We start from the raw sequence: 25,419 nt of genomic DNA on the forward strand, positions 1-25,419 counted from the left end.
ACGACCATGGCCACGACCGCGACGCTCGCCAAGGCCGAGGACCGCACGACGGTCTCCCATGCCGCCCGCATCGAACGCGTCTCCAAGTCCTTCGGCGGACCCGCCGGCGGGCAGCTCGTCCTCGACGACATCTCGTTGGACGTCGCCCCCGGCGAGTTCGTCACCCTTCTGGGCGCTTCGGGCTGCGGCAAGTCCACGCTGCTCAACCTGGTCGCCGGGCTCGACCGGCCGTCCGCGGGCTCCATCGAGACCCCGGGGGGTCGGCCGGCCCTGATGTTCCAGGAACACGCCCTGTTCCCCTGGCTCACCGCCGGCAAGAACATCGAACTGGCTCTGCGGCTGCGCAAGGTGCCCAAGAACGAGCGCCGTGACGAGGCCGAGCGGCTCCTCTCCCTCGTCCGACTGGACGGCGCGTACGGCAAGCGCGTCCACGAGCTGTCCGGCGGCATGCGGCAGCGGGTCGCGCTGGCCCGTGCGCTCGCCCAGGACAGCGACCTGCTCCTGATGGACGAGCCGTTCGCCGCGCTCGACGCCATCACCCGGGACGTGCTGCACGACGAACTGACCCGGATCTGGCGGGAGACGAAGCTGTCCGTGCTCTTCGTCACCCACAACGTGCGCGAGGCCGTGCGGCTGGCCGAGCGCGTCGTCCTCCTCTCGTCCCGGCCCGGCCGGATCGCACACGAGTGGACCATCGACATTCCGCAACCGCGCCGCATCGAGGACTCCGCCGTCGCGGAACTGTCCCTTGAGATCACCGAGCACCTGCGTGGGGAGATCCGTCGCCATGGCCAGCACTGAAGCCTCCCCGAAGGCACCCAAGACCGATGACCTCGCCGGCCTCGAAGCCGGTCTGGACGCCCTCGACAGCGTGCAGATCCAGCGGACCCCGGTCCGTGAGGTGCTGGTCAAGAAGGTCCTGCCGCCCGTGGTGGCCGTCACGCTGGTCCTCGTGGTGTGGCAGCTGCTGGTGTCCCTCCGGGTCACCGAGGAGTTCAAGCTGCCCGCCCCGTCCGCGGTGTGGGACAGCCTGACCACGATGTGGCTCCAGGGCACCCTCTTCGACGTCCTGTGGACCAGCGTGTCGCGGGCCCTGTTCGGATTCCTCCTCGCGCTCGCCATCGGCACCCCGTTGGGCCTGCTCGTCTCCCGCGTGAAGTTCGTGCGCGCAGCGATCGGCCCGATCCTCGCGGGACTCCAGTCCCTGCCCTCGGTCGCCTGGGTCGCGCCGGCGGTGCTGTGGCTCGGCCTGAACGACCGCATGATGTACGCGGTGATCCTGCTCGGCGCCGTCCCGTCGATCGCCAACGGCCTCGTCGCCGGCGTCGACCAGGTGCCACCGCTCTTCCTGCGGGCGGGACGGACGCTCGGGGCGACGGGCCTCCGGGGCGCCTGGCACGTCGTGATGCCGGCCGCGCTGCCCGGCTACCTCGCCGGCCTGAAGCAGGGCTGGGCGTTCTCCTGGCGCTCCCTGATGGCCGCCGAGATCATCGCGTCCTCCCCCGATCTGGGCCTCGGACTCGGCCAGCTCCTGGAGAACGGCCGCAACAACATCGACATGGCGGGGATCTTCCTGGCGATCATCCTCATCCTGATCGTCGGCATCGCCGTCGACCTGCTGGTCTTCAGCCCGCTGGAGCGCACGGTGCTCCGTCGCCGCGGCCTCCTGGGAAGGGGCTGAGTCCCGCCGTGAACCGCCTCGTCCTCCCCCCGTCCGCCGGCGCCCCGGCGCGGAAGCACTCCGCGCCCGTGCTCCTGGTGATCGCCCACGGCAGCCGCGACCCGCGGCACGCGGCGACCGTCCAGGCGCTGGTGCACCGCGCCGGGGAGCTCCGCCCCGGACTGCGCGTGGAAACGGCGTTCCTGGACTTCACCCTGCCGTCGGTGCCCGGTGTGCTGGACCGGCTCGCCGCCGAGGGGGTGCGCGAGGTGGTGGCGCTGCCCCTGTTGTTGACCCGGGCCTTCCACGCGAAGGCCGACATTCCGGCGGTGCTGCGCCAGGCTCCCCCCTCCCTGGACATCCGCCAGGGAGAGGTCCTCGGGCCTTCGCCGCTGCTGCTCTCGGCGGTCGAGCGACGCCTGTACGAAGCCGGGCTCACGCCCGGGGACAAGAGCACGACCGGGGTCGTCCTGGCCTCGGCGGGCTCCACAGACCCGGAGGCGATCGCGGCGATCGCAGAAACGGCGCGGGAGCTGCGGCGCACCGGTTGGTGCTCCGTGCGGCCCGCGTTCGCCTCCGCATCCCTTCCCCGCACGCAGGACGCCGTCAGCGCCCTGCGTGCGGAGCCCGGCGTCCGACGGGTGGCCGTGGCGCCGTACGTCATCGCCCCCGGCCGCCTCCCGGACCGCATCGCGGCGGGCGCGACCGGGGCGGACGCCCTGGCCGCCGTCCTGGGACCGGCCCCGGAACTGGCCCGCCTGCTGGTGGAGCGGTACGACGGGGCGCAGGCGACGGGCCGGACGGCCGCGCGGACGGCCTAGGAAGCACGGCGACGGCGGCTCCGTCCGTGCGGAGGCCGGTGCGGTCTCCGTCCGCCCGGAGGCCGGTGCGGCTCTGGGCGCGGATGCGGACTAGGCCTTCGGGTTCCGTCCGCTCGCCGCCAGGGCCCGGTCGAACGCCGGGGCGTCGTCGGGAACGTCGACGGGCGAGTCGAAGCCCTCGTACTGGCGGTAGACCTCGGCGTGCTCTTCGACGACGCGGAGGACGAAGCCCGCAGTGGCCTCGGGCACCACGAAGTCCTGGCCCGTGGAGCGGGCCAGGTCCCAGCCGTGCAGGGCCAGCTCCTTGACGACGAGCGAGGCGATGGTGGTGGCCGGCATCGTGACGTAGCCGGTGTCGACCTCTCCGTCCCAGACGCCGGGGCGCTGCCAGGCGAGCAGGGCACGGTCGAGCTGGACCCCGTACGCCTCGGCCCAGCCGGGCTCGGCGGCGAAGTCCCGTTGGACGGTCTCCTCCGGGAGCGGGGTGCGCAGGGCACGGTGTTCCAGCCCGTGTGCGGAGTAGAGCACCAGGTGGTTGGCGAGTGCGCGGACCGTCCAGTCGGCACAGACGGAGGGGGTGTCGAGCTGGTCGTCGATGACGGCGCGGGCGACCCGGCTCGCCTCGGCCGCACAGACGGTGAGGTGGGTGTGGATCTCGTTCATGCCGCCGACGGTACGAAGCGGGCCCGGGCCCGGTCTTGAACTTTCGCGACACCCGGAGGGGATTCCCGCGGGTGGGGTGGCCCACCGGTCGGATGCGTTTCGAAAATCCCTCGCGACCTGCGGGCGGAGCTTTCGGGGCCGCCCTATCCGAAGTCGAGGCCGCCGGTGCGGGTGCGCTTGAGCTCGAAGAGGTCGGGGTGGGAGGCCAGCGCACGGAAGCCGTCGAAGAGCTCTGCGGCGCGCTCGCCCCGCGGGACGGCCCTGAGGACCGGACCGAACCAGACGGTGCCGTCGATGTGGATCGTGGGCGTGCCGACGTACGCCCCCGCCTCGGGATCCTTGCCCCGGTCGTGGCTGCGGCGGACCGCGTCGTCGTGGGCCGGGTCGTGCGCGGCAGCAGCGAGCTCCGGCGGAAGGCCGAGTTCGGCGAGGGACTCGACGACCACTGCCTGGAAGTCCTTCTGCTTCTTCTCGTGGATGCGGGTGCCGTACGCGGTGTAGAGCGGGCGCAGGAGCTCCTCTCCGTGCTGCTCGGCGGTGGCGACCGCCACGCGAACCGGGCCGATGGAGGCGTCGACCAGTGCGCGGTACCAGTCGGGCAGGGAATTGCCTTCGTTGTGGAGGTAGAGGCTCATGAGCTTGAAACGGAGGTCGATGTCCCGGTGGCGCTCGACCTCCAGCATCCAGCGGGAGGTGATCCAGGCGAAGGGGCAGGCCGGGTCGAAGTAGAAGTCGACGGTGGAACGGGGTGGATTCCCGGTGTGTGCGGCGTTCGTCATGCCGTCGAACCTAGCCATTCAATGGCCCTCCTCCATGGTCCAATCAGAGGGTCGGGAAGTGGGCCATTTCGCTTCAGTCCCGCCGGGTCATCTCGACGAGCTTGCGCACCGTGTTCCAGTTGCGGGTGGTGGTCACGAGCCCCTTCAGGACGGACGGGCGGTGGATCGCAGCAGCCAGCCCGGACTTCCCGAGCCCCTCGGGGGCGCGGAGGTAGAGCACCCGGTCACCGAGCGCGAACTCCTCGGGGAGGTGGGCCTCGCGGTCGACGGCGGTGAAGCGCTCGGGGTCGACGGGACCGGAGCAGTAGACGGCGTGGAGCTGCTTCCCGGCCAGCTCGGTGGCCGGGAAGGGGCACTGCTCGGCGACCGAAGCGAGGTAGTCGCCGTCGCGGACGAGACAGTCGACGTGGAAGCCGAAGTGGTCCTCGACGGCTTCTTCCAGCGCGGCCCCGAGCCGTTCCTCGTCGGCACCCGCATCGGTGACGAAGACGACGTTCCCGCTCTGGAGGTGGGTGCGGACGTCCGTGTGCCCGAGTTCTTCGGCGAGGTTCCTGAGCTCCGCCATGGGGACCTTCCGGTGCCCGCCCACGTTGACGCCCCGGAGCAGGGCCGCATACGCCTTCGTCGTCATGGACCCAATCTAGAACGGTCACCGCGCCTCGTGGGGGGCGGCGCGGTGACCGGTTCGAACCCTGTCCGATGGAAGGGATTCCAGAGAAGCCCCTTCATGCATCTGTGACTTATTCAACAAGGCTTCGTAATCGCGAATCCACCATCTGCTCATATAGCGGGCACGGGACATCGCCCCTTCTCACCAGGACCCCTCTGTCCGATGAACGGCGATCGCGCACGATCCGCCACCCCTGTCCGAAAACTGCCACGGTATCGGCGCCTCGCCCCTCGGTCGGCCGGCCGTGGGGCGAGGCGCCGGGATGGAAGACTGTGGTGCACCGGCGTGCTGAAGGGAGAGGTCGATGGACGAGGCGCGGGCCCGGGAGGTGCTGGCGGCGACGGGGCTGTCCGCCACCGAGGCGCGACTGATCGCCCTGGGCGAGAACGCGGTCTTCGCCGTGGGCGAGTTGGTGGTGAAGGTGGGCCGGGACGCGGAGCTGTTCGAGCGGGCGGAGCGGGAACTCGCGCTGGCGTCCTGGCTGGAAGCGGCGGGGGTTCCGGCGGTCCGGGCCGCCGCGGAGAAGCCACGGCTCGTCATGGGACATCCGGTCACCCTCTGGCACCGACTGCCCGGGGCGGTGCGCCCTTCGGAGCCCCGTGACCTCGCCCCCCTGCTCCGGGCCGTGCACGCGCTGCCCGCGCCGGAGGGGTTCACGCTGCCCCGCCGCGAACTCCTCGGCGGGGTGGAGCGATGGCTGCGACTCGCGGGGGACGCGATCGCCCCGGCCGATGCGGCGTTCCTGCGGGAGCGGCGCGATTCCTTCGCCCCTGCGGCAGCCGCGCTGACGCCCCGCCTGACGCCCGGTCCGATCCACGGCGACGCACTCCCGCGGAACGTCCACGTGGGTCCGGACGGGCCGGTCCTGGTCGACCTGGAGACCTTCTCCTCCGATCTGCGGGAGCACGACCTCGTGGTCCTCGCCCTCTCCCGGGACCGGTACGGCCTGGACCCGCTCGCGTACGAGGCGTTCACCGAGGCGTACGGCTGGGACGTCCGGCAGTGGGAAGGGTGTGCGGTGCTGCGCGGGGCGCGCGAGACCGCGAGCTGCGCATGGGTGGCACAGCACGCGCCGACCAATCCGAGGGCGCGGGTCGAGTTCGAGCGGCGGGTCGCCTCGTTGCGGGACGGCGATCCCGAGGTCCGTTGGCACCCGTTCTGACACCATGGTCGGGACCGGCCCTCCGGGTCGGACGCTCTTCGTCGAAAGGGGTGGGGGAGTGCGAGTCGAACTGTCAGAGGTGACCCTCGACGTCGAGGTGAGCGGCGGGGGGCCGGCGGTGCTGCTCCTCCACGGCTTCCCGGACAGCCGTCATCTGTGGCGGCATCAGGTGACGGCCCTCGTGGCGGCCGGTTACCGGTGCGTCGTGCCGACCCTGCGGGGGTTCGGCGCCTCCGAACGGCCCGAGGGCGGCCCCGAGGCCTCTCACCCGGCCAAGCACGTCGGCGATGTGGTCGAGCTCCTCGCCCGCCTCGAACTCGACCGGGTCCATGTGGTGGGCCACGATTGGGGATCGGGCATCGCCCAGGGTCTCGCCCAGGCGGTGCCGGACCGGGTGCGAAGCCTGAGCCTGCTGTCGGTGGGGCACCTGGCGGCCATCCGATCCGCCGGCTGGGAACAGAAACAACGGTCCTGGTACATGCTGCTGTTCCAACTGGCGGGGGTGGCGGAGGACTGGCTCGCCCGGGACGACTTCGCCCATCTGCGGGAGATGTTGGGCGAGCATCCGGACGCGGAAGCCGTGATCGAGCCGCTGCGCGCGCCGGGCGCGCTGACGGCCGCACTGAACATCTACCGTGCGGGCCTGCCGCCGGAGGTCCAGTTCGGCGCCGACCTGCCGCTGGCTCCCCTGCCGGAGACGGTCCCGGTGATGGGCGTGTGGTCGACGGGCGACCGCTTCCTCACCGAGCACTCGATGTCCCGGACGGGTGCGTACGTGGCGGGCAGCTGGCGCTACGAGCGGATCGAGGACGCGGGCCACTGGCTCCAGCTGGACCGACCGGAGAGGACGAACGAGCTGCTGCTCTCCTTCTTCAAGGAGAACGGCTAGGAGCGTCCGCCAGAAGGAACGGCTAGCCGGCCGTCGCGACGGCCGAACGCAGCGGCCATATCGGGTCGATGACCGCCTCCGGATCGCCCTTGCGGCGCAGGAACGCCTGGAAGTCTTCGGCCCAGGCCCGGTACCAGCCGATCTGCCGCCGGTGGAGCTCGGCGGGTTCCAGTTCGGCCACCCGGGGGTGGCGCTCGGCTATCGCGACGGCGACCCGGACGGCAGCGAGCGCGTCGGCGGCGGCTTGGTGGGCGGTTTCGAGGAGCACGCCGTACTCCTCGCAGACCGCTTCCAAGGTCCGCTTGCCGCGGCGGTAACGGTCGACGGCCCGGTCGATGGTGTAGGGGTCGATGACCGGGCCGATGCCCACCCCGTCGAGCCGCTCTTCCAAGGAGGGGAGTCCGTGGCGGCGCAGCTCGGCGGCGAGGAGCGTGAGGTCGAAGGAGGCGTTGTAGGCGACGACGGGCACGCCCTGCGCCCAGTAGTCGGTCAGGGTCCGGGCGATCTCGTCGGCCACCTCCCGCACCGGCCGTCCCTCGGCGGCTGCCCGCTCGCTGCTGATGCCGTGGATCGCGGATGCCTGTTCCGGGATGTGGATGCCCGGGTCGGCCAGCCAGTCACGCTGCCGGACCACCCGTCCGTCGTGGAAGCCGATGATCGAGGCGGTGACGATCCGGGCCTCCAGCGGATCGGTGCCGGTGGTCTCCAGGTCGAAGCCGACCAGTGGTTTCCCGTGCCAAGCCATCGGGTCCTCCTTACGTGATCTCCCCCGTGGTGCTGACCACCCTCGCACGCGCCACTGACAACGTCTTCGACCGGCCCCGGTGCGGGCTCAGGAGACGGGCCGGGAGTCGAGCCAGACCGATTCGAATTCCTCCCGGTACGTCTCGAAGAGTCCGTGGTCCCCGTCACGGGAGGACTGGCCGTGTCGGACCACGTTCCGTCCGCCGCCCCGCAGCACGAGGACCGGGGCCTCCATGCCCCGGGCCCGGCGCAGGTAGGACTGGACGACGCCGACCCCGTCGGCTCCGTCGCCGTCCACCAGGTAGGCGGTGAAGCGGGGGGTCTCGTCGAAGACGTGGATCTGGAAGGCTCCGGGGTCGCGCAGCTTCGAGCGGACCCGACGCATGTGCAGGATGTTCATTTCAACGGAACGACTCAACTCCCCCTTTTTCAAACCGAGTTCGCGTTCACGCCGCTTGATGGCACTGCTGGCGGGGTTGAGGAAGAGGAGCCGGGTCCGACAGCCGGACTCGGCGAGCCGGACCATGCGGCGGCCGGAGAAGTTCTGCACGAGCAGGTTCAGGCCTATGCCGGTGGCGTCGAGGCGGCGGGCGCCGCCGAAGAGGTCTTCGGCGGGGAGCTGCCGCTGGAGCCGGACCCGGTCGGGGTGGACGGAGACGACGTCGGCGTACCGGTCGCCGACGAGGTCCTCGACCGCGTCCACGGGCAGCCGGTCGGCGGACGGCACGCCGGCGCCGCCGCCGAGGATCTCCAGGATGCGGGCGGAGGCACGCTCGGACTGGGCGAGGACGGTGAGCGAGAGCGCCCGGTTGCGGGAGACCACGTTGCGCGTGACCTCCAGCTCGTCCAGGGCGAGTTCGACCTCGCGCCGGTCGTCGAAGTAGGGCTCGAAGCAGGGCCAGTGCTGCACCATCAGCTCGCGTAGCTGGGGCAGCGTGAGGAAGCTCAGCACGTTGTCGTCGGCGGGGTCGAGGAGATAGCCCTTGCGCCGGGAGACCTCGCGGACGGCGACGGCCCGCTGCACCCACTCCTGGCCGGCCGGTCCGGCCGCGGCCACCACCCACTCCTCGCCGTGCACCGGCTCGTACACGGGCCGCAGGACGGCGGCGACCACGGCCCGCAACCGCTGCTCGACGAGGTTGAGCCAGATGTAGGCGCGGCCGGCGCGCTGGGCCCGGGTGCGGACCTCGCTCCAGGCCTCGGGCCCCCATTCGAGCTCCGCCCCTATCTCGACCGGCCGGGCGACGGCGACCGTGCCCGGCGGCACGGTCGCGCCCGGCGGTGCCTCCGCGGGGTCGGCCGGCCCCCCTTCGTGACCCGCGTCACCTGGGGGCAGCTCCAGACCTCCCGAGCTCACCCGCGCACCGCCTTCTGCTCCTGGACGCCCGTTCCAACCACTCCGACAACGATCAAGGAAGGGTACTCCGCGAGCGGGAGGCGGTGCAGCCGGATCGTCAGGCTGCTCGCTCAACTCCCCAGATCGGGACGTCCGTTCTCGGAGGCGAGATCGGGCGGAGTGAGCGGATTCATAGCGGTTACGTCCCTGGGCACGAGCTGGAAGCCCTGCCAGTGGACCGGCATCGGCTGTTGGTCCTCGTCACGGGCGATGTGGTGGAACCCGATGTTGACCCAGACCGTGGGACGGGTCAGGGTCTCGCCGTTGACCCAGGTGTCGACGCTGTCGCCGGCAGGGGAGGCGCAGCCACCGATGTTGTTGCTCGCGAACCTCTCGCAGGCGCGGGACTGGGTGAAGTACACGTCGTGCCGGGTGAAGGCGCGACCCGCGTGGGTATCGGTGTGGCCGGGCGCTATCTCGTACGAGCGGGCGTGGCCGTCGGCGTTCTTGCCGGTCCCGCTCACCACCCGCCACCAGCGCATGTTCTTGGCGTCGCCGGCGAGTTCCTTGGTGATGACGGTGCGCTTGGTCTTCACGGTGGGCCCGCCGCCGCCGGTGGGCGTGGTGACGGTCGAGTCGTACTGCTCGATCCGGTCCTTGGTGGAGCCGTCCAGACCGAAGTCGAGCTTCCAGAAGATGTTGTGGGCGTGGCTGGTGGCGTAGTCGCGGGAACCCTTGCCGAGGGGCCAGCCGCGGTCGTCGGTGGCGTCGTAGTCGACGGGCGAGAGGCTGCCGGTGGCACCGACGTTGGTGCCGATGGTGCCGTCGGCGGTGAAGCGCCACTCGGTGATGTACTCGTACCAGCCGGTCTTGTTGACGGTGTACACGAGCAGGTCCTTGGCCTGTGCCTGCCAGACCTTGGAGCCGCCGTCACTCGCCATCCGGTAGGCGTGCCCGCGCGCCCGCGTGGTGGTGCACAGGCCCTTCACGTCTCCGACCTCGGGCACCTTGATGGTGGTGAGGGTCCCGCCGGGGCACTCGGCCGGCTTGAGGTTCTGCAGGCCCCAGCCGAAGCCGGCGCCGGTGAGGTCGTCGTACTCGGCTCCGCCGTCGTCGTACGGCACGTGGATCTGGGCCAGTCGGGCACTGTTGAGGACGGGAATGGGCACCCTGGCACCGGGCGGCTGGTAGGTGATCCGGTCGAGCACGAGTCCGGCGTCGATGTCGTAGCGCCAGCACATGCGCCAGGTGGTGCCGCCGGAGAGCTTCTGGGTGATGCGGTAGGCGGTGGAGCACCCGGAGGCGGCGGGTGCGGGGTTGCTCGTCGGGAGCGCGGGCGGCGGTTCGGGGAACCGGGTGGCGCCGGTGGCCGGTGCTGCCGCGGCCGTGGTGGCGGCCAGCAGCGCGACGGCGGTCAGGGCGGCGGCCCGGGTGCGGGTGCGCCGGTTTCGCTGGGTGGGCATGGGCGGATACTCCCTCGTGCGTGTCGCGGGTCGATGGGGAGGCGCGGCGGTCAGCCGACGCGGGTGACGGTCCTGGTGGAGAGGTCGACGATCAGGTTCCGGGTGTTGATCCAGGGTCCGTTCAGGACCTTGGTGACGAGCCGGACGCACCGGTGTTGCCCGCACCGGACGAGCTGCGCGGGGACGTCCGCCTCGCGGTAGGTGCGGTAGACGTCGCCGTTGAACCACAGCTGGTCGGCGGAGGTGAGCTTCTTGCCGGTGGCGTCCGCGTAGTCCTCCTTGAGGCCCTCGGCGAGCGGGCTCGCGAGGATCAGTTCCACTGCCTCGCGCAGTTCGTCGGGGTGTGCGGAGGGCTGGACGCCGCGCCGCGCGACGGAGGACTCGACGGCCCCGGTGTCGAGGTTGACGGTCCGGACGATGAACGCGTCCCTCGCGTAGTCGTAGAGGCGGACCTCGGCACGGCGCGTCCCGTCGCCCGGCAACGGGTCGGCGAGTCGGGTGCCGAGGCGCTGGGGGCCGCGGGCCCCCGTGACGTCCCGCTGGGCGGTGGCCGGCGGGGTCAGGGCCAGCGCCTCGGCCTGCGTGAGCTCCTCGGCGGTGAGCGGGTCGCTGCCGACGCCCCGCCCTTCCCCGGTCGCCGGCGGAAGGACGACGGCCGGCCGGGGAGCGGCGCCCTCGACCTGCTCGCCGGCCTCCCCCGTGCCCGAGCCGCCGTTCGCCCCGGGCGTGCCGGCGGCGCCGGCCGTGTCGGCGTCCGCCGGGGGACGCACCGCCACGGCGCCGCGGTCGCCGCCCGGCGTGTCGTCCGCCCCTGCCGGGCCCGGCAGGGCGATGGCGACCGCGACGGCGGTTCCGGTCACCGCCATGGCCGCCCCCGCCACCACCTTCCCCAGGTGGCGGCGCATCATTTCGTACATGCTTCCCCCTCTTCCCCCCTATTGGTGAGCGGTCACCCGGTAGGAGGGCGTGAAGTCCTAGGAGGTTGGGCCTCTTTCGGGCAGGATCTGGCCGAAGAGCACCCCAGAACCCGGACAGAAGAGGAAGAGTCATATCCATGCAGGTCTGGCCGGGACAGGCGTACCCCCTGGGCGCCACCTATGACGGAGCAGGAACCAACTTCGCGGTCTTCTCCGAGGCCGCCCACAGGATCGAGCTGTGCCTGTTGCACGACGACGGCTCGGAAACGGCGGTGGAGCTGCGCGAAACCGATGCGTTCGTGCGGCACGCCTATCTGCCGGGGGTCATGCCCGGCCAGCGCTACGGGTTCCGGGTGCACGGTCCGTACGCGCCGGAGCGCGGGCTGCGCTGCAATGCGGCGAAGCTGCTGCTCGACCCCTACGCCCGTGCGGTGTCGGGGCAGGTGAAGTGGGGCGAGGCGGTGTACGGGTACCCGTTCGGGCGGCCCGACGCGCGCAACGACCTGGACTCGGGCCCGCACACGATGACCTCGGTGGTCGTGAACCCGTACTTCGACTGGGGCGACGACCGGCGCCCGCGCACCGAGTACCACCACACGGTGATCTACGAGGCCCATGTGAAGGGCCTCACGATGCTGCACCCCGACCTCCCCGAGGAGCTGCGCGGGACGTACGCGGGGCTCGCCCATCCGGCGGTCATCGGCCACCTCAAGGAACTGGGCGTGACGGCGCTCGAACTGATGCCGGTGCACCAGTTCGTGAACGACCACCGCTTGGTGGACGCGGGGCTCTCCAACTACTGGGGATACAACACGATCGGCTTCTTCGCCCCGCACAACGCCTACGCCTCCTGGGGCGACCGGGGCCAGCAGGTGCTGGAGTTCAAGTCGGCGGTGCGGGCACTGCACCAGGCGGGCATCGAGGTCATCCTCGACGTGGTCTACAACCACACCGCCGAGGGCAACCACCTGGGTCCGACGCTCTCCTTCCGGGGCCTGGACAACCCCTCGTACTACCGGCTCTCCCACGACCGCCGCTACCACACCGACACGACCGGCACGGGGAACTCGCTGCTCATGCGCTCCCCGCACGTGCTCCAGCTGATCATGGACAGCCTGCGGTACTGGGTGACGGAGATGCACGTGGACGGCTTCCGCTTCGACCTGGCGGCCACCCTGGCCCGCCAGTTCCACGAGGTGGACCGGCTCTCCTCGTTCTTCGACCTGGTGCAGCAGGACCCCGTGGTGAGCCAGGTGAAGCTGATCGCCGAGCCGTGGGACGTGGGCGAGGGCGGCTACCAGGTGGGGAACTTCCCGCCGCTGTGGACCGAGTGGAACGGAAAGTACCGGGACTGCGTGCGGGACCTGTGGCGGGGCGAGCCGCGGACGCTCGCCGAGTTCGCCTCCCGGCTGACCGGCTCCTCCGACCTGTACCAGGACGACGGGAGGCGACCGCTCGCCTCGGTCAACTTCGTGACCTGCCACGACGGCTTCACCCTGCGCGACCTGGTCTCGTACAACGAGAAGCACAACGAGGCGAACGGCGAGGGCAACCGGGACGGCGAGGGCCACAACCGCTCCTGGAACTGCGGCGTCGAGGGCGAGACCGAGGACGTCGGCATCAGCGAGCTGCGCGCCCGCCAGATGCGCAACTTCCTCGCCACCCTGATGCTGTCGCAGGGCGTGCCGATGCTCAGTCACGGCGATGAGTTCGGGCGGACGCAGGGCGGCAACAACAACGCGTACTGCCAGGACAGCGAGATCTCCTGGGTGCGCTGGCCGAAGGAGAACAGCGAGGCGGAGGCCACGCTGCTCCGCTTCACCCGTGCGATGGTCCGGCTGCGGCGGGAGCACCCGGTCTTCCGGCGCCGCCGCTTCTTCCACGGGCGGCCGGTGGAGGGCACCCACGACGAGCTGACGGACATCGCCTGGTTCACCCCCGAGGGCGAAGAGATGACCTCCCGCGACTGGCAGGCGGCGCACGCCCAGGCGCTGACGGTCTTCCTCAACGGGAACGCCATCTCGGAGCCGGGGCCCCAGGGCGAGCGGATCGCCGACGACTCCTTCCTGTTGATGTTCAACGCCTCGGCGAAGGAGCTGGAGTTCGTGGTCCCGGACAGCCACGGGCGCTGCTGGCGCATGGTGGTGGACACCTCCGATCCGGAGGGGATGCCGCCGCAGGAGGGCCCGGAGCTCGCGGGCGGCGAGCGGGTGACGCTGGCGCCGCTCAGCCTGACCGTCCTGCGGAGGCCCGCCTGACGCTCCGCGCGGAAGCGCGCGGGGACCCGGGCGCGGCGCCCTGCAGGGCCACGGCGTCGCGCAGGGCGTGCGCCGTCCCCGGCGGCCTCGTCCGTTCGGCGGCACCCCTGCGGGTGGCATCGACACCCGTTCGCCGCCCGTGAGCCCCGTGGTGGCGAACGAACCGCTCGTCCCGGCGGCCGGGAACGGGCTTCCGAGCCGGCACGCGGCGGTGGGCGCCCGGCCGGGGACGGGACGCCCGGTGGGGCCGGGCCGAGCGGGGACGGCGTGTCGCGGTACGTCCGGAGGATCACGCGGGCGCGACCCGATGCACACGAACGGGTGCATCGGGCGATGACACAGAAGCACTCCGACGGGGTACGTACGTTCGCATGACCTCCCTCCCGGCCGTTCCCACCCCTCCCGTCCTCCCCACCGCCACCTATCGGCTCCAGCTCCAACCGGACTTCCCCTTCGCGGCGGCCGAACGCGCCGTGCCCCACCTGGCGGGGCTCGGGGTCTCGCACCTCCACCTCTCCCCCGTCCTGGAGGCGGTGCCGGGCTCGACCCACGGGTACGACGTCACCGACCACGGGTCGGTACGGGGCGAACTGGGCGGCGAGGAGGGGTTGCGGGCCCTCGCGGAGACCGCCCGGAGGCACGGCCTCGGGCTCGTCGTGGACCTGGTGCCCAACCACATGGCGGCCTCGCCGACGCACAACCCCGCGCTGCGCGCCGTGCTCCGCGACGGCCCGGACTCCCCGTACGCCCGCTGGTTCGACATCGACTGGCGGGCCGGGGGCGGGCGGGTGCTGCTCCCGGTGCTGCCCGGTCGGCTCCCGGAGGTGCGGGACCGGTTCCGGGTCTCCGGCGGTTCGCTGCACCTGGACGGGCAGGAGTTCCCGCTCCGCCCGGGCACCGAGGCGCTGCCCCTGGACGAGCTGCTCGACGCCCAGTGGTACCGGCTCGGCTGGTGGCGGCTCGCCCGCACGGAGCTCGGCTACCGCCGTTTCTTCACCATCTCCGACCTGATCGGGGTCCGGGTGGAGGACCCCGAGGTGTTCGCGGCGAGCCACGCGAAGATCGTGAAACTGGTCGCGGACGGGGTGGTCGAGGGCCTGCGGATCGACCATCCGGACGGGCTCGCGGACCCCCAGGGCTACCTGGAGGACCTTGCGGCGGCGACCGGTGGGCGCTGTTGGACGGTGGTGGAGAAGATCCTCACCGGATCGGAGGTGCTGCCCGCCGCCTGGCCGGTCGCGGGCACCACCGGGTACGACGCGCTCCATCAGCTCGACGGGGTGTTCACCGATCCGGTCGGTGCCGATGAACTCGCCGATCTGTACCGGGACTTCGTCGGGAAGGCCGGGGACCGGGGCGGTCACTGGGAGGCGACCGCGCGCCGGGCCGCGTACGAGGTGGTCGACCACGACCTGGCTGCCGAGACGGCCGCGCTGACCCGGACCGCGGAGCGGATCTGCGCCGCCGACCCCGCTCTCCGGGACCACGCGCCCTGGGCCTTGGGCACCGCGATCCGCGAGTTGCTCGTCCGGGTCCCGGTCTACCGCTCCTACCGGACCGGCGGCGCGGAGGTGCTGACCCCCGAGGCGGCGCGCGGGGCCAGGGCGGCGTTCGCGGTGCCGGAGGAGGCCTCGGCCGTCGAGGTCGTCCGCGGCCTGGCGCTCGGTGAGCTCGGCGAGGGATCCGAACACCGCTCGTTCCGGGCCAGGTTCGCACAGACCTCCTCCGCACTGCGGGCCAAGTCCGTGGAGGACACGGCCTTCTACCGGTACGCCCCGCTGCTCTCGGCCAACGAGGTGGGTGGCGACCCCGGCCGCCCGGCGGTGTCGGTGGAGGAGTTCCACGCGTACTGTCGTCGGATCGCCCGGGACTGGCCGGGCACCGGCACCGTGCTCTCCACGCACGACACCAAGCGCAGCGCGGACGTCCGGGCCGGGATCGCGGTGCTCGCCCAGTGTCCGGAGGTGTGGGCGGACCTCCTCGCGGAGGTCGCGGAGGTGCCCGCGCCCGATCCGCACGTGGCGTGGACGGCCTGGCAGACGGCCTTCGGCTTCGGCACCCCGGATCCGGACCGCCTCGGCCCCGCGGTCCTCAAGTCCGTACGGGAGGCGGGGCTCCGGACCAGTTGGACCGAGCCCGACGCGGAGTACGAGCGTGCCGTGGTCGAGTTCGCGGCGGCGGGGCCCGGCAGGATCCCGCTGCGCACCGCTTCGGAGGCGGCCTTCGCCCTGGAGCCGCACATCCGGGCGCACGCGCTCGGCGCCGCGCTCGCACAGCTCACGATGCCCGGGGTGCCGGAGCTGTACCAGAACACGGAACGGGAGTACCGAGCACTCGTCGACCCGGACAACCGGGCGCCGTTCGAGGTCGGGCCGGAGGACGAACGGACGGCCGTGGTCCGGGCGGCACTGCGCTTGCGGCGGGCCCACCCGGAGGCCTTCGGGCCGGACGGCACGTACGTCCCGCTCGCGGCGGAGGGTCCCGCGGCGGCGCACTGCCTGGCCTTCGCCCGCTCCGGCCGGGTGCTCACGGCCGTCACCCGGCTCCCGCTCCGGTTGGCCCAGTCGGGCGGCTGGCAGGACACGGAACTGGTCCTGCCCGAGGGCCGCTGGATCGATGCCCTCGACGGCGTGCGGGAGTTCACCGGCGGTCCGGCGACGGAGCTCAAGCTGGCGGAGTTGTTCGCGGAGCGCCCGGTGGCCTTGCTCGCCCGGACGGGATGAGCCGCCCCGGCCGGCCCGTGGGGGCGGGGGCCACGACGGAGGGCCGTGCCGGGGCGGCTCACCGGCGTCGCTTCGGACGTGCGGGGCGGTGCCGGCCCGGGCCGGCGCCGACGCCGGCGTCGGACGTGCGGGACGGCAGGACAGCAGGACGGCAGGCCCGGGACCGTCCCCGCCTCCCCCGCCGCGGCGCTCAGCCGCCGGGGCGGACGATCAGGCTGCGCGGGGCGCGGGTGATCAACCCGGTGGGCACGGGCCTGAAGCCGTCGGCGAGACGCAACCGGGGCATCGCCGCGAACAGGGCCCGCAGGGCGTACTCCGCTTCGTAGCCCGCGAGCAGGACCGCCGGGCAGAACCCGGTCCCGTAGGTGAGCTGGCCCGCGTCGTCGCGGAAGGGGTCGAAGCGGTCGGGTTCGCGGAAGCGCTCGGGGTCCCGCCCCGCCGAGCCGATGAGCAGGGCGACCGGGGCTCCCGCCGGGACGACGCCACCGCTCGTCGGCACCTCGGCCCGGGTCCGGCGGACGGCGACCTGCACCGGCGGGTCCCGACGCAGCGACTCGCCCCAGGCACGGGCGACCAGCCCCGCGGGCGCGTCCCGGAGGGTCGCGGTCTGGTCCGGGTCGGCCAGGACGTTCCCGAGGAAGGAGGCCAGCGCCTTCTCCCGCACGGCGATCTGGCCGCCGCACTCCCCCGCGAGCGCGCCGGCCGCCCGACCGCGGACGAGGCGCATCATGTCGCGGTAGGGCACGCCGACCGCGGCGGCGACGGTGCCGGCGGGCAGCCAGTGGCAGAAGTCGGCGACCAGATCGGCCTGCGGCCGGTCGGCGATCCGGCGGGCGAGGACGTGGGCGGTGCGTTCGGTGACCGAACGCAGGGCCTCGACGTCGACGTCCACGTGGGCCCGCGCGCACGGCGGGTCCCCCGGCCGGTGCCCGTGGGTGAACCGGTCGTCGGTGAGGGCGGCGGCCACGTCCGCGTACCGGCTGAGGACCCAGGCCCGGAGCAGGGGGTCGTAGGTCAGCGGGAACTGCTCGCGCAGGGTCCGGTGGATTCCGTGCGGATCGTGCGAGGCCCCGGGATCGAGCGGGCTGGGCGCGACGGTGCGTCCGCCGGGTGCCCCGGGCCCGTCAACGGCCCGTTCGGCCACGGCCCGCACGCGTCCGGGGGCGGTCGCGACGAAAGGGGGGCGTGCGGAAGCACCGCTTCCCGGCTTCCGGGGAGGAACCGCCGGGGCCATCGACGGAAGGCGGCTCCAGGGGTCTCCGGAGGGTGCGGGCCGGCCGCTGCCCGCGCTCCCGTTCGACTCGTGGTCGGGCTCGTCGCTCATCGTGCCCCCTGTCGATCGGCGGTGGGTACCGCGGCCGGAGATCGTGGCGCGCGCCTCCCCAGCCCATCATCGAGTCGCCCGCACCGCCCGCCGCACACCGCCGAACGGGTGAACGGATGCGCGCCTTCGCCGTCGTGCTCCTCAGTTCTGCGAGAGCCGGAACGACATCTGCCCGAAACCGACCACGTCTCCGGGCCGCACCACCACGGCGGCGGTCACCCGCCGCCCGTTGACGGTGGTGCCGTTCGTCGAACCGAGGTCGCGCAGCACCCACATCCCGTCCTGCAGGGAGAGTTCGGCGTGCCGCCGGGAGGCGGTCTCGTGGCTGAGCCGCAGCCCGTTGACCGGGTCGCGACCGATGCGCAACGGGTACGGACCGGGGCGCGGGAGCAACAGCTTCGGCAGTCGCTCGGCGTGCCAGGCCCGTCCGATCCGCGCCGTGAATGCGGACATCTTCCCGACCGCACCCACCACCCGCCGGGTCCAGGTGCCCTCGGCCCGCAAGTCGGCGGTGAGGAGCGCGAGTTCATCGGGTCGACGGGCCGTCAGCACGCGCTCCATCCGAAACAGGAAGGTGTCGTGCGAAAGACGGCCCTGGGCGGCGCCCTCCCGGAGCAACCCCAGCGCACGGTCCCGCTCGGCATCGGTGGGCCGAGGGGAGTTCGCCGGAAGCTCGAAAGGGGTCGTCACATCTGCGATTGTCGACCTGCTGCCCCCGGCGTGTCCAGAAGCGCCCCGGACCTGGGAAGATCCCCGGCCCGGTCGCATCGAGGGCACCCCTGCGGTCCGCCGTCGGCGCACCCCGGATCCGGGCGGTGACGGCCCCGGGGAACGGGCCGGAGGCGGACGGCCTTCACCCGCACGGACCGCGTCGCGTTCGGGCGCGCGACCAACCACGTGCGGGATGCACCGGGCGCGTCGGGGTCCTGGCTGCCAGGATGGTCGCGGTGTAGTCAGCCGCCCGCCGGCTGGTCCGTCGACGAGGGGATTCCCGTGCTCTTCGAGGTGTGGGCGCCGAGCGCCCGTGACCGGGTGACGCTGGAGCTGAACGGCTCGGACCACCCCTTGGACCGGGACGCGGAACGGGACGGTTGGTGGTCGGGCGTGGTGGCCGCCGAGGACGGCGACCGGTACGGCTTCTCCCTCGACGGCGGCCCGCTGGTGCCCGACCCGCGCTCGCGCCGACTGCCGGACGGCCCCGACGGCCTGAGCGCGGTCGTCGACCACTCGGCGTACGCATGGCGGCACGAGTCGCCCCGGCTGCGGCTGCGCAGCGCCGTCCTGTACGAGCTGCACGTCGGTACGTTCACCCCGGAGGGCACCCTCGATGCGGCGACCGCCTCCCTGGGGGAGCTGGCGGGCCTCGGCATCACCCACGTGGAGCTGATGCCGCTGTGCCCGTTCCCCGGGGTGCGGGGTTGGGGGTACGACGGGGTGGCGCCGTGGGCGGTGCACGAGCCGTACGGCGGCCCCGGGGCGCTGAAGCGCTTCGTGGACGCGGCGCACGGGCTCGGCATGGGCGTGGTCCTCGACGTGGTGCACAACCACCTGGGCCCGTCCGGCAACCACCTCCCCTCCTTCGGCCCGTACTTCACCGAGACCCACCACACCCCCTGGGGCGCGGCGGTGAACCTGGACGCACCGGGTTCGGACGAGGTGCGGGCGTACTTCCTGGGGAGCGCGCTCGCCTGGCTGCGGGACTACCGGATCGACGGGCTGCGGCTCGACGCGGTGCACGCGCTCGCCGACACCCGGGCACTGACCTTCCTCGAGGAGCTGTCCGCCGCCGTGGACGAGCTGGCGCGGGAACAAGGGCGCCAGCACTTCCTGATCGCGGAGTCCGACCTGGCCGACCCCCGCACCACGACCCCCCGGGCGCTCGGCGGCCTAGGGGTGCACGCCCAGTGGAACGACGACTTCCACCATGCCCTGCACACCGCCCTGACCGGCGAATCGCAGGGCTACTACGCCGACTTCGCACGCGCCCCGATGGCTGCGCTCGCCAAGACGCTCACCCGTGTCTTCTTCCACGACGGCACCTACTCGACCTTCCGGGGCCGCCATCACGGCCGGCCCGTGGACCAGGAACGGACCCCGGCCCACCGCTTCCTGGGCTACGCACAGACCCATGACCAGATCGGCAACAGGGCGATCGGCGACCGGCTTTCGGCTTCCCTCTCCCCCGGCCTGCTCGCCTGCGCGGCGACGCTCGTGCTCACCGGGCCTTCGGTACCGATGCTGTTCATGGGCGAGGAGTGGGGGGCGGGCACTCCGTGGATGTACTTCACCGACCACACCGATCCGGAACTAGCGGAGGCCGTGCGCCAGGGCAGGCGGAAGGAGTTCGCGGCGCACGGCTGGGCGGAGGAGGACGTCCCCGACCCGCAGGAGCCGGCCACCCGTGACCGATCGGTCCTGGACCGCGGGGAACGGGAACGGGACCCCCACAAACGGCTGCTGGCCTGGCACCGCGACCTGATCGCCCTGCGCCGCACGCTGGCCGATCTGACGGACCCCGATCTGTCGGGCGTGAAGGTGGCCTTCGACGAGGAGGCCCGCTGGTTGGTCTTCCGGCGCGGGGACCTGCGGGTGGCGGTCAACCTGGGCAAGGAGCCGGTGGCCATCCCGCTCGGCTCCAACGGCCGCGACCGGGTCCTGGCCTCCTGGGACCCGGTCGACGCCCCGACGGCGGACGGCGTCCTCCGCCTCCCCGGCGAGTCGGCGGTCGTCCTCACGGACGGCTGACGGCTGACGGCTGACGGCCGGCCACCGCCCGGGGCGCACGACGTGTTCCCGTTCGTGCCGCCGGACGGGGGTTACTCGACGATCGCCATCTCGTGCGGGGTGTTGTTGAAGCGGCGCCGTCCGCCGTCCTCGGTGGCCGTGACGATGTCCTCGATGCGGACGCCGAAGCGGCCCGGGAGGTAGACGCCCGGTTCGATGGAGAAGCACATGCCGGGAACCACGGGCAGCTCCTCGCCCTCGATCATGTAAGGGGGTTCATGGGTGGTGACGCCGATGCCGTGGCCGGTGCGGTGGATGAAGTGCTCGCCGTAGCCGGCGTCCGCGATGACCTTGCGGGCCGCCCGGTCGACCTCCTGGCAGGCGACCCCCGGACGCACGGCCTCGAAGCCGGCCTGCTGGGCCTCGCGGACGAGGTCGTGGACGCGGCGCTCCTCGTCGGTGGGCTCGCCCACGTGGACGGTGCGGGTGGTGTCGGAGCCGTAGCCGTGCTTGAGGCCGCCGAAGTCGAGGACGACCATGTCGCCGCGCTCGATGACCCGGTCGCCGGCCTCGTGGTGCGGGTTGGCTCCGTTGGGGCCGGAACCGACGACGGTGAAGTCGACCTGCGAGTGCCCGAAACCCAGGAGCAGGGCGGCGAGGTCCGCGGCGACGTCGGTCTCCTTGCGGCCGGCGAAGCGGACCTTGAGGATCTCGCCGTACGCCTGGTCGGCAGCGGCGCCGGCCGCGGCGATGCGGGCCAGCTCGTGGGCGTCCTTGACGGCGCGGAGCATCGGCAGGGCCTCGGTCAGGGAGACGTACGACGTGTCGGGCAGGGCCTTCTGAAGGCCGAGGAGGTGCATGGCCCAGGCGTTGTCGCTGATGCCGATGCGACTGCCTCCCGCGCCCTCGGGGCCGTGGGGAGGGCCGGAGGCGTCGAGGAGCGGGGCGGTGAGGGCGTACGGGTCCTTGCCGTCGGTCCAGTCGCGCAGGGTGAGGGCGGCGGCTCCGGGGGCCTTCGCGGCGTCCGGAGCCTCCAGCGTCGGGACGACGAGGACCGGCTCCCTCCCTGCGGCGAGGACGAGGACGGTGAGCCGCTCGGTGATCGCGGTCGGCTGGTAACCGGTGAGGTAGACCAGGTCGGGGCCCGGGGCGACGAGGACGCCCGCGAGTCCCGCCCCGGCGGCGGACTCGGCGGCGCGTGCCATCCTGGCCCGGTAGTCGTCCGTGGTGAAGGGGACGAACTCCTCCGTGGGGTCCGTGCTCGACATGGGGCTTCTCCTTGACGTCCTCGTCCGGTGCGACGTACAGCATCCTGCCGGGCGGGGCCGGGGGGCGCGAGCGGATCAGCGGCGGTCGGGTCCCTGGGCGATGAGGCGTTCCAGCAGTTCGTGGAAGTCGTCGCCGACGACGATCCGCAGGTCGCCCCGCTCCTCGTCGTGCTCGCTGAGCTGGGTGAGGGTGCCGCCGCGCCACCAGAAGACGTAGGGGCTGATGGCGCCCGGCACGTCCTCGTACCCGGAGGCCGCGAAGGAGGCCATCGCGCCGAGCGCCGGGATGATCGAGGTGTCCCGGATGGGGTGGAAGGCGAGTTGGTGCCGGAACGGCAGGGCGACGAGGGCGCCGTGCTCGCCGAGCGGCAGGCCGGTGACGCGCCGGGCGACGCCGTCGAGGTCGAGGACGCGACTGGCGGTGTAGAAGGAATCGCCGAGGATGACCTCGAAGCACATGCCGTCGGCGTCCCGGACCGTCTCGTGTTCCTCGACGGGCAGTCCGCGCAGGTTGCGCAGGGCCCGGTCGCGCAACTGCGCGTGGTCGCCGAGCCGTTCCAGTGCCTCGTCGGTGAGCATCATCACGCTCTCCGGGAGGTCGAGGGCGAGGATCTCGTAGAGGCCGGGGGCGACGGTCCTGGCGTAGCCGAAGGAGGTGGCGTCGATCCCGTCGCCGCTGACGACCCGGGGGTAGAGCTGGGCGCGGATCTGCTCGGGCGGCAGGGTGTCGAGCGCGGAGGGGCCTTCCATGGCCCGGACGACGAGGCCGATGTGCCGTTGGATCAGGCCGGGCCAGACGCGGGAGCCGCGCCGGTCCTGGTGGCAGACGGCGGCGAGGTTGTCGAGGCCGAACCGGCGGCCCTTGTCGTCGACGACGTGGTCGGCGTAGACGGTGACCTCCAGGCCGAGTTCGGCGAAGGTGGTGCGGACCCGGCCGCGGAAGAGCGCGGCCTCGCGCTGGGAGAAGTACGCGAACTCGGGGTCCCTCGGTACGTCGCCGCCGTCCCGCCTGGGTCCTCGTCGCAGCCACCCCACACCCGTCCGCCTTCCCTCGCCGTTGGGCACAGGGTAGCGACTGCGGGTGTCAGCTCTTGAGCCGTCCGGTGAACTCGGCCACCGGACCGTGCGGTTCGCGGTGGACGCCCGCCGCGAGGAGGAGTTCGGTGCGGTGGACCAGTCGGGGCTCGACCAGGGGGACGACGACCGCCCCGGGGGAGCCGTCCGTCGCGGGGCGCGGCAGGAGGGCGAGACCGTGCCCGGCGGCGGCGAGGGCGGTGAGGGTGCCGGCGTCGGTGCCCTCGTAGCGCAGCGCGGTGCGGAAGCCGTGCCCGGCGGGGCCGCCGTGGACGGTCCGGAGTCGGTCGAGGGGGATGCCGGCGGCGGGTGCGTCCAGCCAGCGGGCGTCGACGAGGTCGGCGAGGCGGAGTCCGCGCCGGCCGGCGAGCGGGTGGCCGGCGGGCAGGACGACGACGAGCGGCTCTTCGGCGACGCCGGCGGCGGTGAGCGGGGCGACGTCGGGGAGCGGAAGCGGGTCGCTGGGCGCGACGACCCCCTCGACGAGTCCGGCGTCGGCTTCGCCGGTGGCGACAGCGGCGGGCACCAGGTCGCGGGGCAGTGCGCGCAGGGTGACCGCGGTGGTGGGCAGGGCGGCAAGGGTCCTCGGGGTGAGTGCCAGGGGGGAGGCGGCGATGCTCAGGGCGGTCCGGGGCGCGGCGGCGAACCGGTCGAGGTCGGCACGGGCCGCGTCCAGGCGGAGCAGGAGCGGCCGTGCGTGTTCGAGGAGCCGCTCGCCCGCCGGTGTGGGGGCGACGGGGCGCCGGGTGAGCAGCGGGAGTCCGAGGTCGGCCTCCAGGGCGGCGATGTGCTGGGACACCGCGGACTGGGTGTAGCCGAGTTCCCGCGCGGCTGCGGAGAAGGAGGCGAGCCGGGTGACGGTGACGTAGGTGCGCAGGAGGTGCGGGTCCATGCCGGGTCGGCCGCTCAGGACCCGTCGGGGGCGGTGAGGAGGGCGCGGGCGTAGTGGGCGAGGGAGCGGTTGTAGCGGGGCAGCAGGGGGGCGAGGGCGCCGAGGGCGAGGGCGGCGGCCTCCCGGTCCCGGCCGGTGTCGGCGAGGGCGAGGGCGAGGAAGGCGTCGACGGCTCCGGAGAGGGCCCGCTCCTCGGCGTCGAGCCGGTCCTCGGGGAGGGCGCGTTCGGCGGTGAGGAGTTCGACGCTGCGGTCGGGGCGACCGAGGTTGCGCAGGCTGCTGGCGAGTTGGATGACGGCCCGGCGCCGGCGCAGTCCGGTGAGGCCGAGGTCGAGGGCGCGCCGGTAGAGGGTGACGGCTTCCTCGGGCATCCCGGTGGAGTCGTGGGCGGCGCCCCGTTCGAAGACGGCGGCTGCGTCGTCGTCGGACCGTTCGGCGGCGAGCTCGGCGATGCGGGCGCGGAAGTCCGCGGGCTCGTGGTCGTCGAGGCGCTCCCAGAGGGCGGCGACCCGGGACTCCCAGTCGCGATCGTTCGTCATGCGCGTCACCCTATCGAGATCGACATCAGCAGGTCTGATGGAAGGTGCAGGAATCATCATTGGACGTGAACGGGGAGTGCCGCCCAGCATGGTGGCCATGAGCGCTGGCGCACACTCCCCGCACGTCCCCCGGATCGCCCTGATCGGCGACCGTTCCCCGCACGTCCGCTCGCACGTCCGGGTCCCGGTCGTCCTGGACTCCCTCGCCGAGCGCGACGGTCTGGTCCTGGACGCGTACTGGGTCCCGACGCCCGATGCGGAGGCTCCGGGGGCGGTGGAGGGCTTCGACGCGGTGTGGGTGCTGCCGGGCAGCCCGTACGCGAGCGAGACGGGTGCGCTCGCCGCGATCCGCACGGCCCGCGAGGGCGGCATTCCGCTCCTCGGCAGCTGCGGCGGCTTCCAGCACGTCCTGATCGAGTACGCGCGGAACGTCTGCGGTCTGGAGCGGGCGGCGCACGCCGAGGCCGATCCGGCGGCGGACCCGGCCGACCTGCTGATCGCACCGCTCGCCTGCTCGCTCGTGGGCCACGAGGGTGTCGTACGGGTCGACGCCGATTCGCTCGCCGGCGCGGCCCTCGGTGCGGAACGGACGACCGAGCGCTACCACTGCGCCTACGGCCCGGACGGGCGCCATCTGGACACCCTTCGGAGTCATGGTCTCCGCTTCACCGGAACCGACGAGGAGGGTGGGGTCAGGATCGCGGAACTCCCCTCGCACCCCTTCTTCCTGGCCACCCTCTTCCAGCCGGAGCTGTCCGGCGACGGCACCCGCCCGCATCCGCTGGTCCGCGCACTGGCGACGGCGGCGACGCGGCACGCGGGCGGCGCCGTCCGCGGAACCGGCGGGCCGGCGGCGCCCGCCGCCGCCGGAGCCGCCCTCATCCGATGCCGAAGTACGTCTTGACGCCTCCGAGCATGAGCTGGATCCCGATCGTGGCGACGACGAGGCCACCGAACCGCGTCATGAGGGCCGTGGTCTGGGGCGACGGGTTCATCCGGTCGGCCAGGAGCAGGTGTCCCACCGGGATCAGCGCCACGGTGATGCCCACCGCGATGAGCGCCGCGACCGGACCGGACCAACCGCTGCCGGACGAGGAGATCGTGATGACCGCGGTGATGGCGCCCGGACCCGCCATGAAGGGAATGGCGTAGGGCACCACGATCGACTCCTCGGCCGACTTCGGTCCGGGATCCCGGTGCGCACGCTCTCCCCCCTGAGCGCGCGTGGGCGCACCGCCGAAGAGCATCTCGAAGCCCATCAGGGCCAGCACCAGACCGCCGGCGATCCCGAAGGCCCCCAGGTCGATGCCGACCAGATCGAGCAGTTCCTTGCCCACCAGGGCCGCCCCGCCCAGGGTGACCGCGATGGTCATCATGATCCGGCCGACGTATGCGCGCCGCCGCTCGGGTTCGTCCTCGGTGAGCAGCCGGAAGAAGACGCCGCGGAGGAAGGGGTCGACCAGGAACACCAAGGAGATCGTCGCCTGGACCGTGAGCTCCACCGTGCTCATGC

The 25,419-nt window shown here is 72.8% G+C and carries 23 protein-coding genes; 9 read left to right on the top strand and 14 right to left on the bottom strand.

The genetic code is table 11. The features are described from left to right. Positions 1-6: 6 nt before the first annotated feature. From ACFW22_RS14820 to ACFW22_RS14830, 3 genes are read left to right on the top strand one after another with little or no spacing between them, the layout of a single operon-like run. A complete protein-coding gene (locus ACFW22_RS14820; RefSeq protein WP_386403349.1) occupies positions 7-801 on the top strand; it encodes an ABC transporter ATP-binding protein in 795 nt (264 codons plus the stop codon). Beyond that, positions 788-1,681: an ABC transporter permease gene (locus ACFW22_RS14825; protein WP_386403352.1), complete on the top strand. Its 894-nt coding sequence runs from the start codon at positions 788-790 to the stop codon at positions 1,679-1,681. The genes ACFW22_RS14820 and ACFW22_RS14825 overlap by 14 nt, the downstream gene beginning before the upstream one ends. Positions 1,682-1,689: 8 nt before the next feature. Continuing rightward, positions 1,690-2,481 carry a sirohydrochlorin chelatase gene (locus tag ACFW22_RS14830; protein ID WP_386403355.1) on the top strand — a complete coding sequence of 264 codons (792 nt, stop codon included), beginning with the start codon at positions 1,690-1,692 and terminating at the stop codon, positions 2,479-2,481. 90 nt (positions 2,482-2,571) lie between these two features. Here ACFW22_RS14830 and ACFW22_RS14835 read toward each other — a convergent pair whose 3' ends face one another. The 3 genes from ACFW22_RS14835 to ACFW22_RS14845 form a co-directional block, all read right to left on the bottom strand. Next, a complete protein-coding gene (locus ACFW22_RS14835) occupies positions 2,572-3,144 on the bottom strand; it encodes a TIGR03086 family metal-binding protein (RefSeq protein WP_386403358.1) in 573 nt (190 codons plus the stop codon). A gap of 143 nt (positions 3,145-3,287) precedes the next feature. Beyond that, positions 3,288-3,941: a DsbA family protein gene (locus ACFW22_RS14840; protein WP_386403361.1), complete on the bottom strand. Its 654-nt coding sequence runs from the start codon at positions 3,939-3,941 to the stop codon at positions 3,288-3,290. Between the two features lie 55 nt (positions 3,942-3,996). Further along, positions 3,997-4,554, bottom strand: coding sequence for a DUF1697 domain-containing protein (locus tag ACFW22_RS14845; RefSeq protein ID WP_386403364.1), 558 nt, complete (start codon positions 4,552-4,554; stop codon positions 3,997-3,999). 343 nt (positions 4,555-4,897) lie between these two features. Here ACFW22_RS14845 and ACFW22_RS14850 point away from each other — a divergent pair, with 343 nt between their 5' ends. Further along, on the top strand, positions 4,898-5,755 hold the full coding sequence (locus tag ACFW22_RS14850) for a phosphotransferase enzyme family protein (RefSeq protein ID WP_386403367.1): 858 nt from the start codon (positions 4,898-4,900) through the stop codon (positions 5,753-5,755). A 58-nt stretch (positions 5,756-5,813) separates the two neighbouring features. After that, positions 5,814-6,644, top strand: a complete 831-nt coding sequence (locus ACFW22_RS14855) for an alpha/beta fold hydrolase (RefSeq protein ID WP_386403370.1) — start codon at positions 5,814-5,816, stop codon at positions 6,642-6,644. Positions 6,645-6,666: 22 nt separating this feature from the next. Here ACFW22_RS14855 and ACFW22_RS14860 read toward each other — a convergent pair whose 3' ends face one another. The 4 genes from ACFW22_RS14860 to ACFW22_RS14875 form a co-directional block, all read right to left on the bottom strand. Next, complete coding sequence (locus ACFW22_RS14860) at positions 6,667-7,389, bottom strand: 3'-5' exonuclease (RefSeq protein WP_386403373.1); 723 nt, start codon at positions 7,387-7,389, stop codon at positions 6,667-6,669. Between the two features lie 87 nt (positions 7,390-7,476). Then, positions 7,477-8,745 (bottom strand): SAV2148 family HEPN domain-containing protein, encoded by a 1,269-nt coding sequence (locus tag ACFW22_RS14865; RefSeq protein ID WP_384873112.1) that lies wholly within the window; start codon positions 8,743-8,745, stop codon positions 7,477-7,479. A gap of 110 nt (positions 8,746-8,855) precedes the next feature. Beyond that, positions 8,856-10,187, bottom strand: coding sequence for a copper amine oxidase (locus tag ACFW22_RS14870; protein WP_386403376.1), 1,332 nt, complete (start codon positions 10,185-10,187; stop codon positions 8,856-8,858). 50 nt (positions 10,188-10,237) lie between these two features. After that, positions 10,238-11,104, bottom strand: a complete 867-nt coding sequence (locus ACFW22_RS14875) for a Tat pathway signal sequence domain protein (protein WP_386403379.1) — start codon at positions 11,102-11,104, stop codon at positions 10,238-10,240. 137 nt (positions 11,105-11,241) lie between these two features. Here ACFW22_RS14875 and glgX point away from each other — a divergent pair, with 137 nt between their 5' ends. Together glgX and treY are read left to right on the top strand one after the other, a co-directional pair. Further along, on the top strand, positions 11,242-13,362 hold the full coding sequence (glgX, locus tag ACFW22_RS14880) for a glycogen debranching protein GlgX (RefSeq protein WP_386403383.1): 2,121 nt from the start codon (positions 11,242-11,244) through the stop codon (positions 13,360-13,362). 371 nt (positions 13,363-13,733) lie between these two features. Further along, entirely contained in the window at positions 13,734-16,085 is a 2,352-nt protein-coding gene (treY, locus tag ACFW22_RS14885; RefSeq protein WP_386403386.1) for a malto-oligosyltrehalose synthase, read from the top strand. 190 nt (positions 16,086-16,275) lie between these two features. Here the strand turns inward: treY and ACFW22_RS14890 are convergent, their stop codons facing one another. After that, positions 16,276-17,409, bottom strand: coding sequence for a cytochrome P450 (locus ACFW22_RS14890; RefSeq protein WP_386403389.1), 1,134 nt, complete (start codon positions 17,407-17,409; stop codon positions 16,276-16,278). Positions 17,410-17,550: 141 nt separating this feature from the next. After that, positions 17,551-18,099 (bottom strand): FHA domain-containing protein, encoded by a 549-nt coding sequence (locus ACFW22_RS14895; protein WP_386403392.1) that lies wholly within the window; start codon positions 18,097-18,099, stop codon positions 17,551-17,553. A gap of 303 nt (positions 18,100-18,402) precedes the next feature. Here ACFW22_RS14895 and treZ point away from each other — a divergent pair, with 303 nt between their 5' ends. Further along, the gene (gene treZ, locus ACFW22_RS14900; RefSeq protein WP_386403395.1) at positions 18,403-20,154 is read left to right on the top strand and encodes a malto-oligosyltrehalose trehalohydrolase; all 1,752 of its coding nucleotides are present in this window, start codon (positions 18,403-18,405) and stop codon (positions 20,152-20,154) included. 71 nt (positions 20,155-20,225) lie between these two features. On the opposite strand, the gene ACFW22_RS14905 is transcribed toward treZ, so the two are convergent. The 4 genes from ACFW22_RS14905 to ACFW22_RS14920 form a co-directional block, all read right to left on the bottom strand. Continuing rightward, entirely contained in the window at positions 20,226-21,401 is a 1,176-nt protein-coding gene (locus ACFW22_RS14905; protein ID WP_386403398.1) for a M24 family metallopeptidase, read from the bottom strand. Between the two features lie 75 nt (positions 21,402-21,476). Next, positions 21,477-22,436: a hypothetical protein gene (locus ACFW22_RS14910; RefSeq protein ID WP_386403401.1), complete on the bottom strand. Its 960-nt coding sequence runs from the start codon at positions 22,434-22,436 to the stop codon at positions 21,477-21,479. Between the two features lie 49 nt (positions 22,437-22,485). Continuing rightward, the gene (locus ACFW22_RS14915; protein ID WP_386403404.1) at positions 22,486-23,367 is read right to left on the bottom strand and encodes a LysR family transcriptional regulator; all 882 of its coding nucleotides are present in this window, start codon (positions 23,365-23,367) and stop codon (positions 22,486-22,488) included. Between the two features lie 14 nt (positions 23,368-23,381). Further along, on the bottom strand, positions 23,382-23,906 hold the full coding sequence (locus ACFW22_RS14920; protein WP_386403407.1) for a tetratricopeptide repeat protein: 525 nt from the start codon (positions 23,904-23,906) through the stop codon (positions 23,382-23,384). Between the two features lie 97 nt (positions 23,907-24,003). On the opposite strand from ACFW22_RS14920, the gene ACFW22_RS14925 reads away from it, so the two are divergent. Then, positions 24,004-24,810, top strand: a complete 807-nt coding sequence (locus tag ACFW22_RS14925; protein WP_386403410.1) for a hypothetical protein — start codon at positions 24,004-24,006, stop codon at positions 24,808-24,810. Here ACFW22_RS14925 and ACFW22_RS14930 read toward each other — a convergent pair. Next, entirely contained in the window at positions 24,785-25,417 is a 633-nt protein-coding gene (locus tag ACFW22_RS14930; RefSeq protein WP_386403413.1) for a MarC family protein, read from the bottom strand. The genes ACFW22_RS14925 and ACFW22_RS14930 overlap by 26 nt on opposite strands. Between the last annotated feature and the right edge of the window lie 2 nt (positions 25,418-25,419).

This window comes from Streptomyces sp. NPDC058872 (assembly GCF_042743065.1).
Lineage (GTDB): Bacteria > Actinomycetota > Actinomycetes > Streptomycetales > Streptomycetaceae > Streptomyces.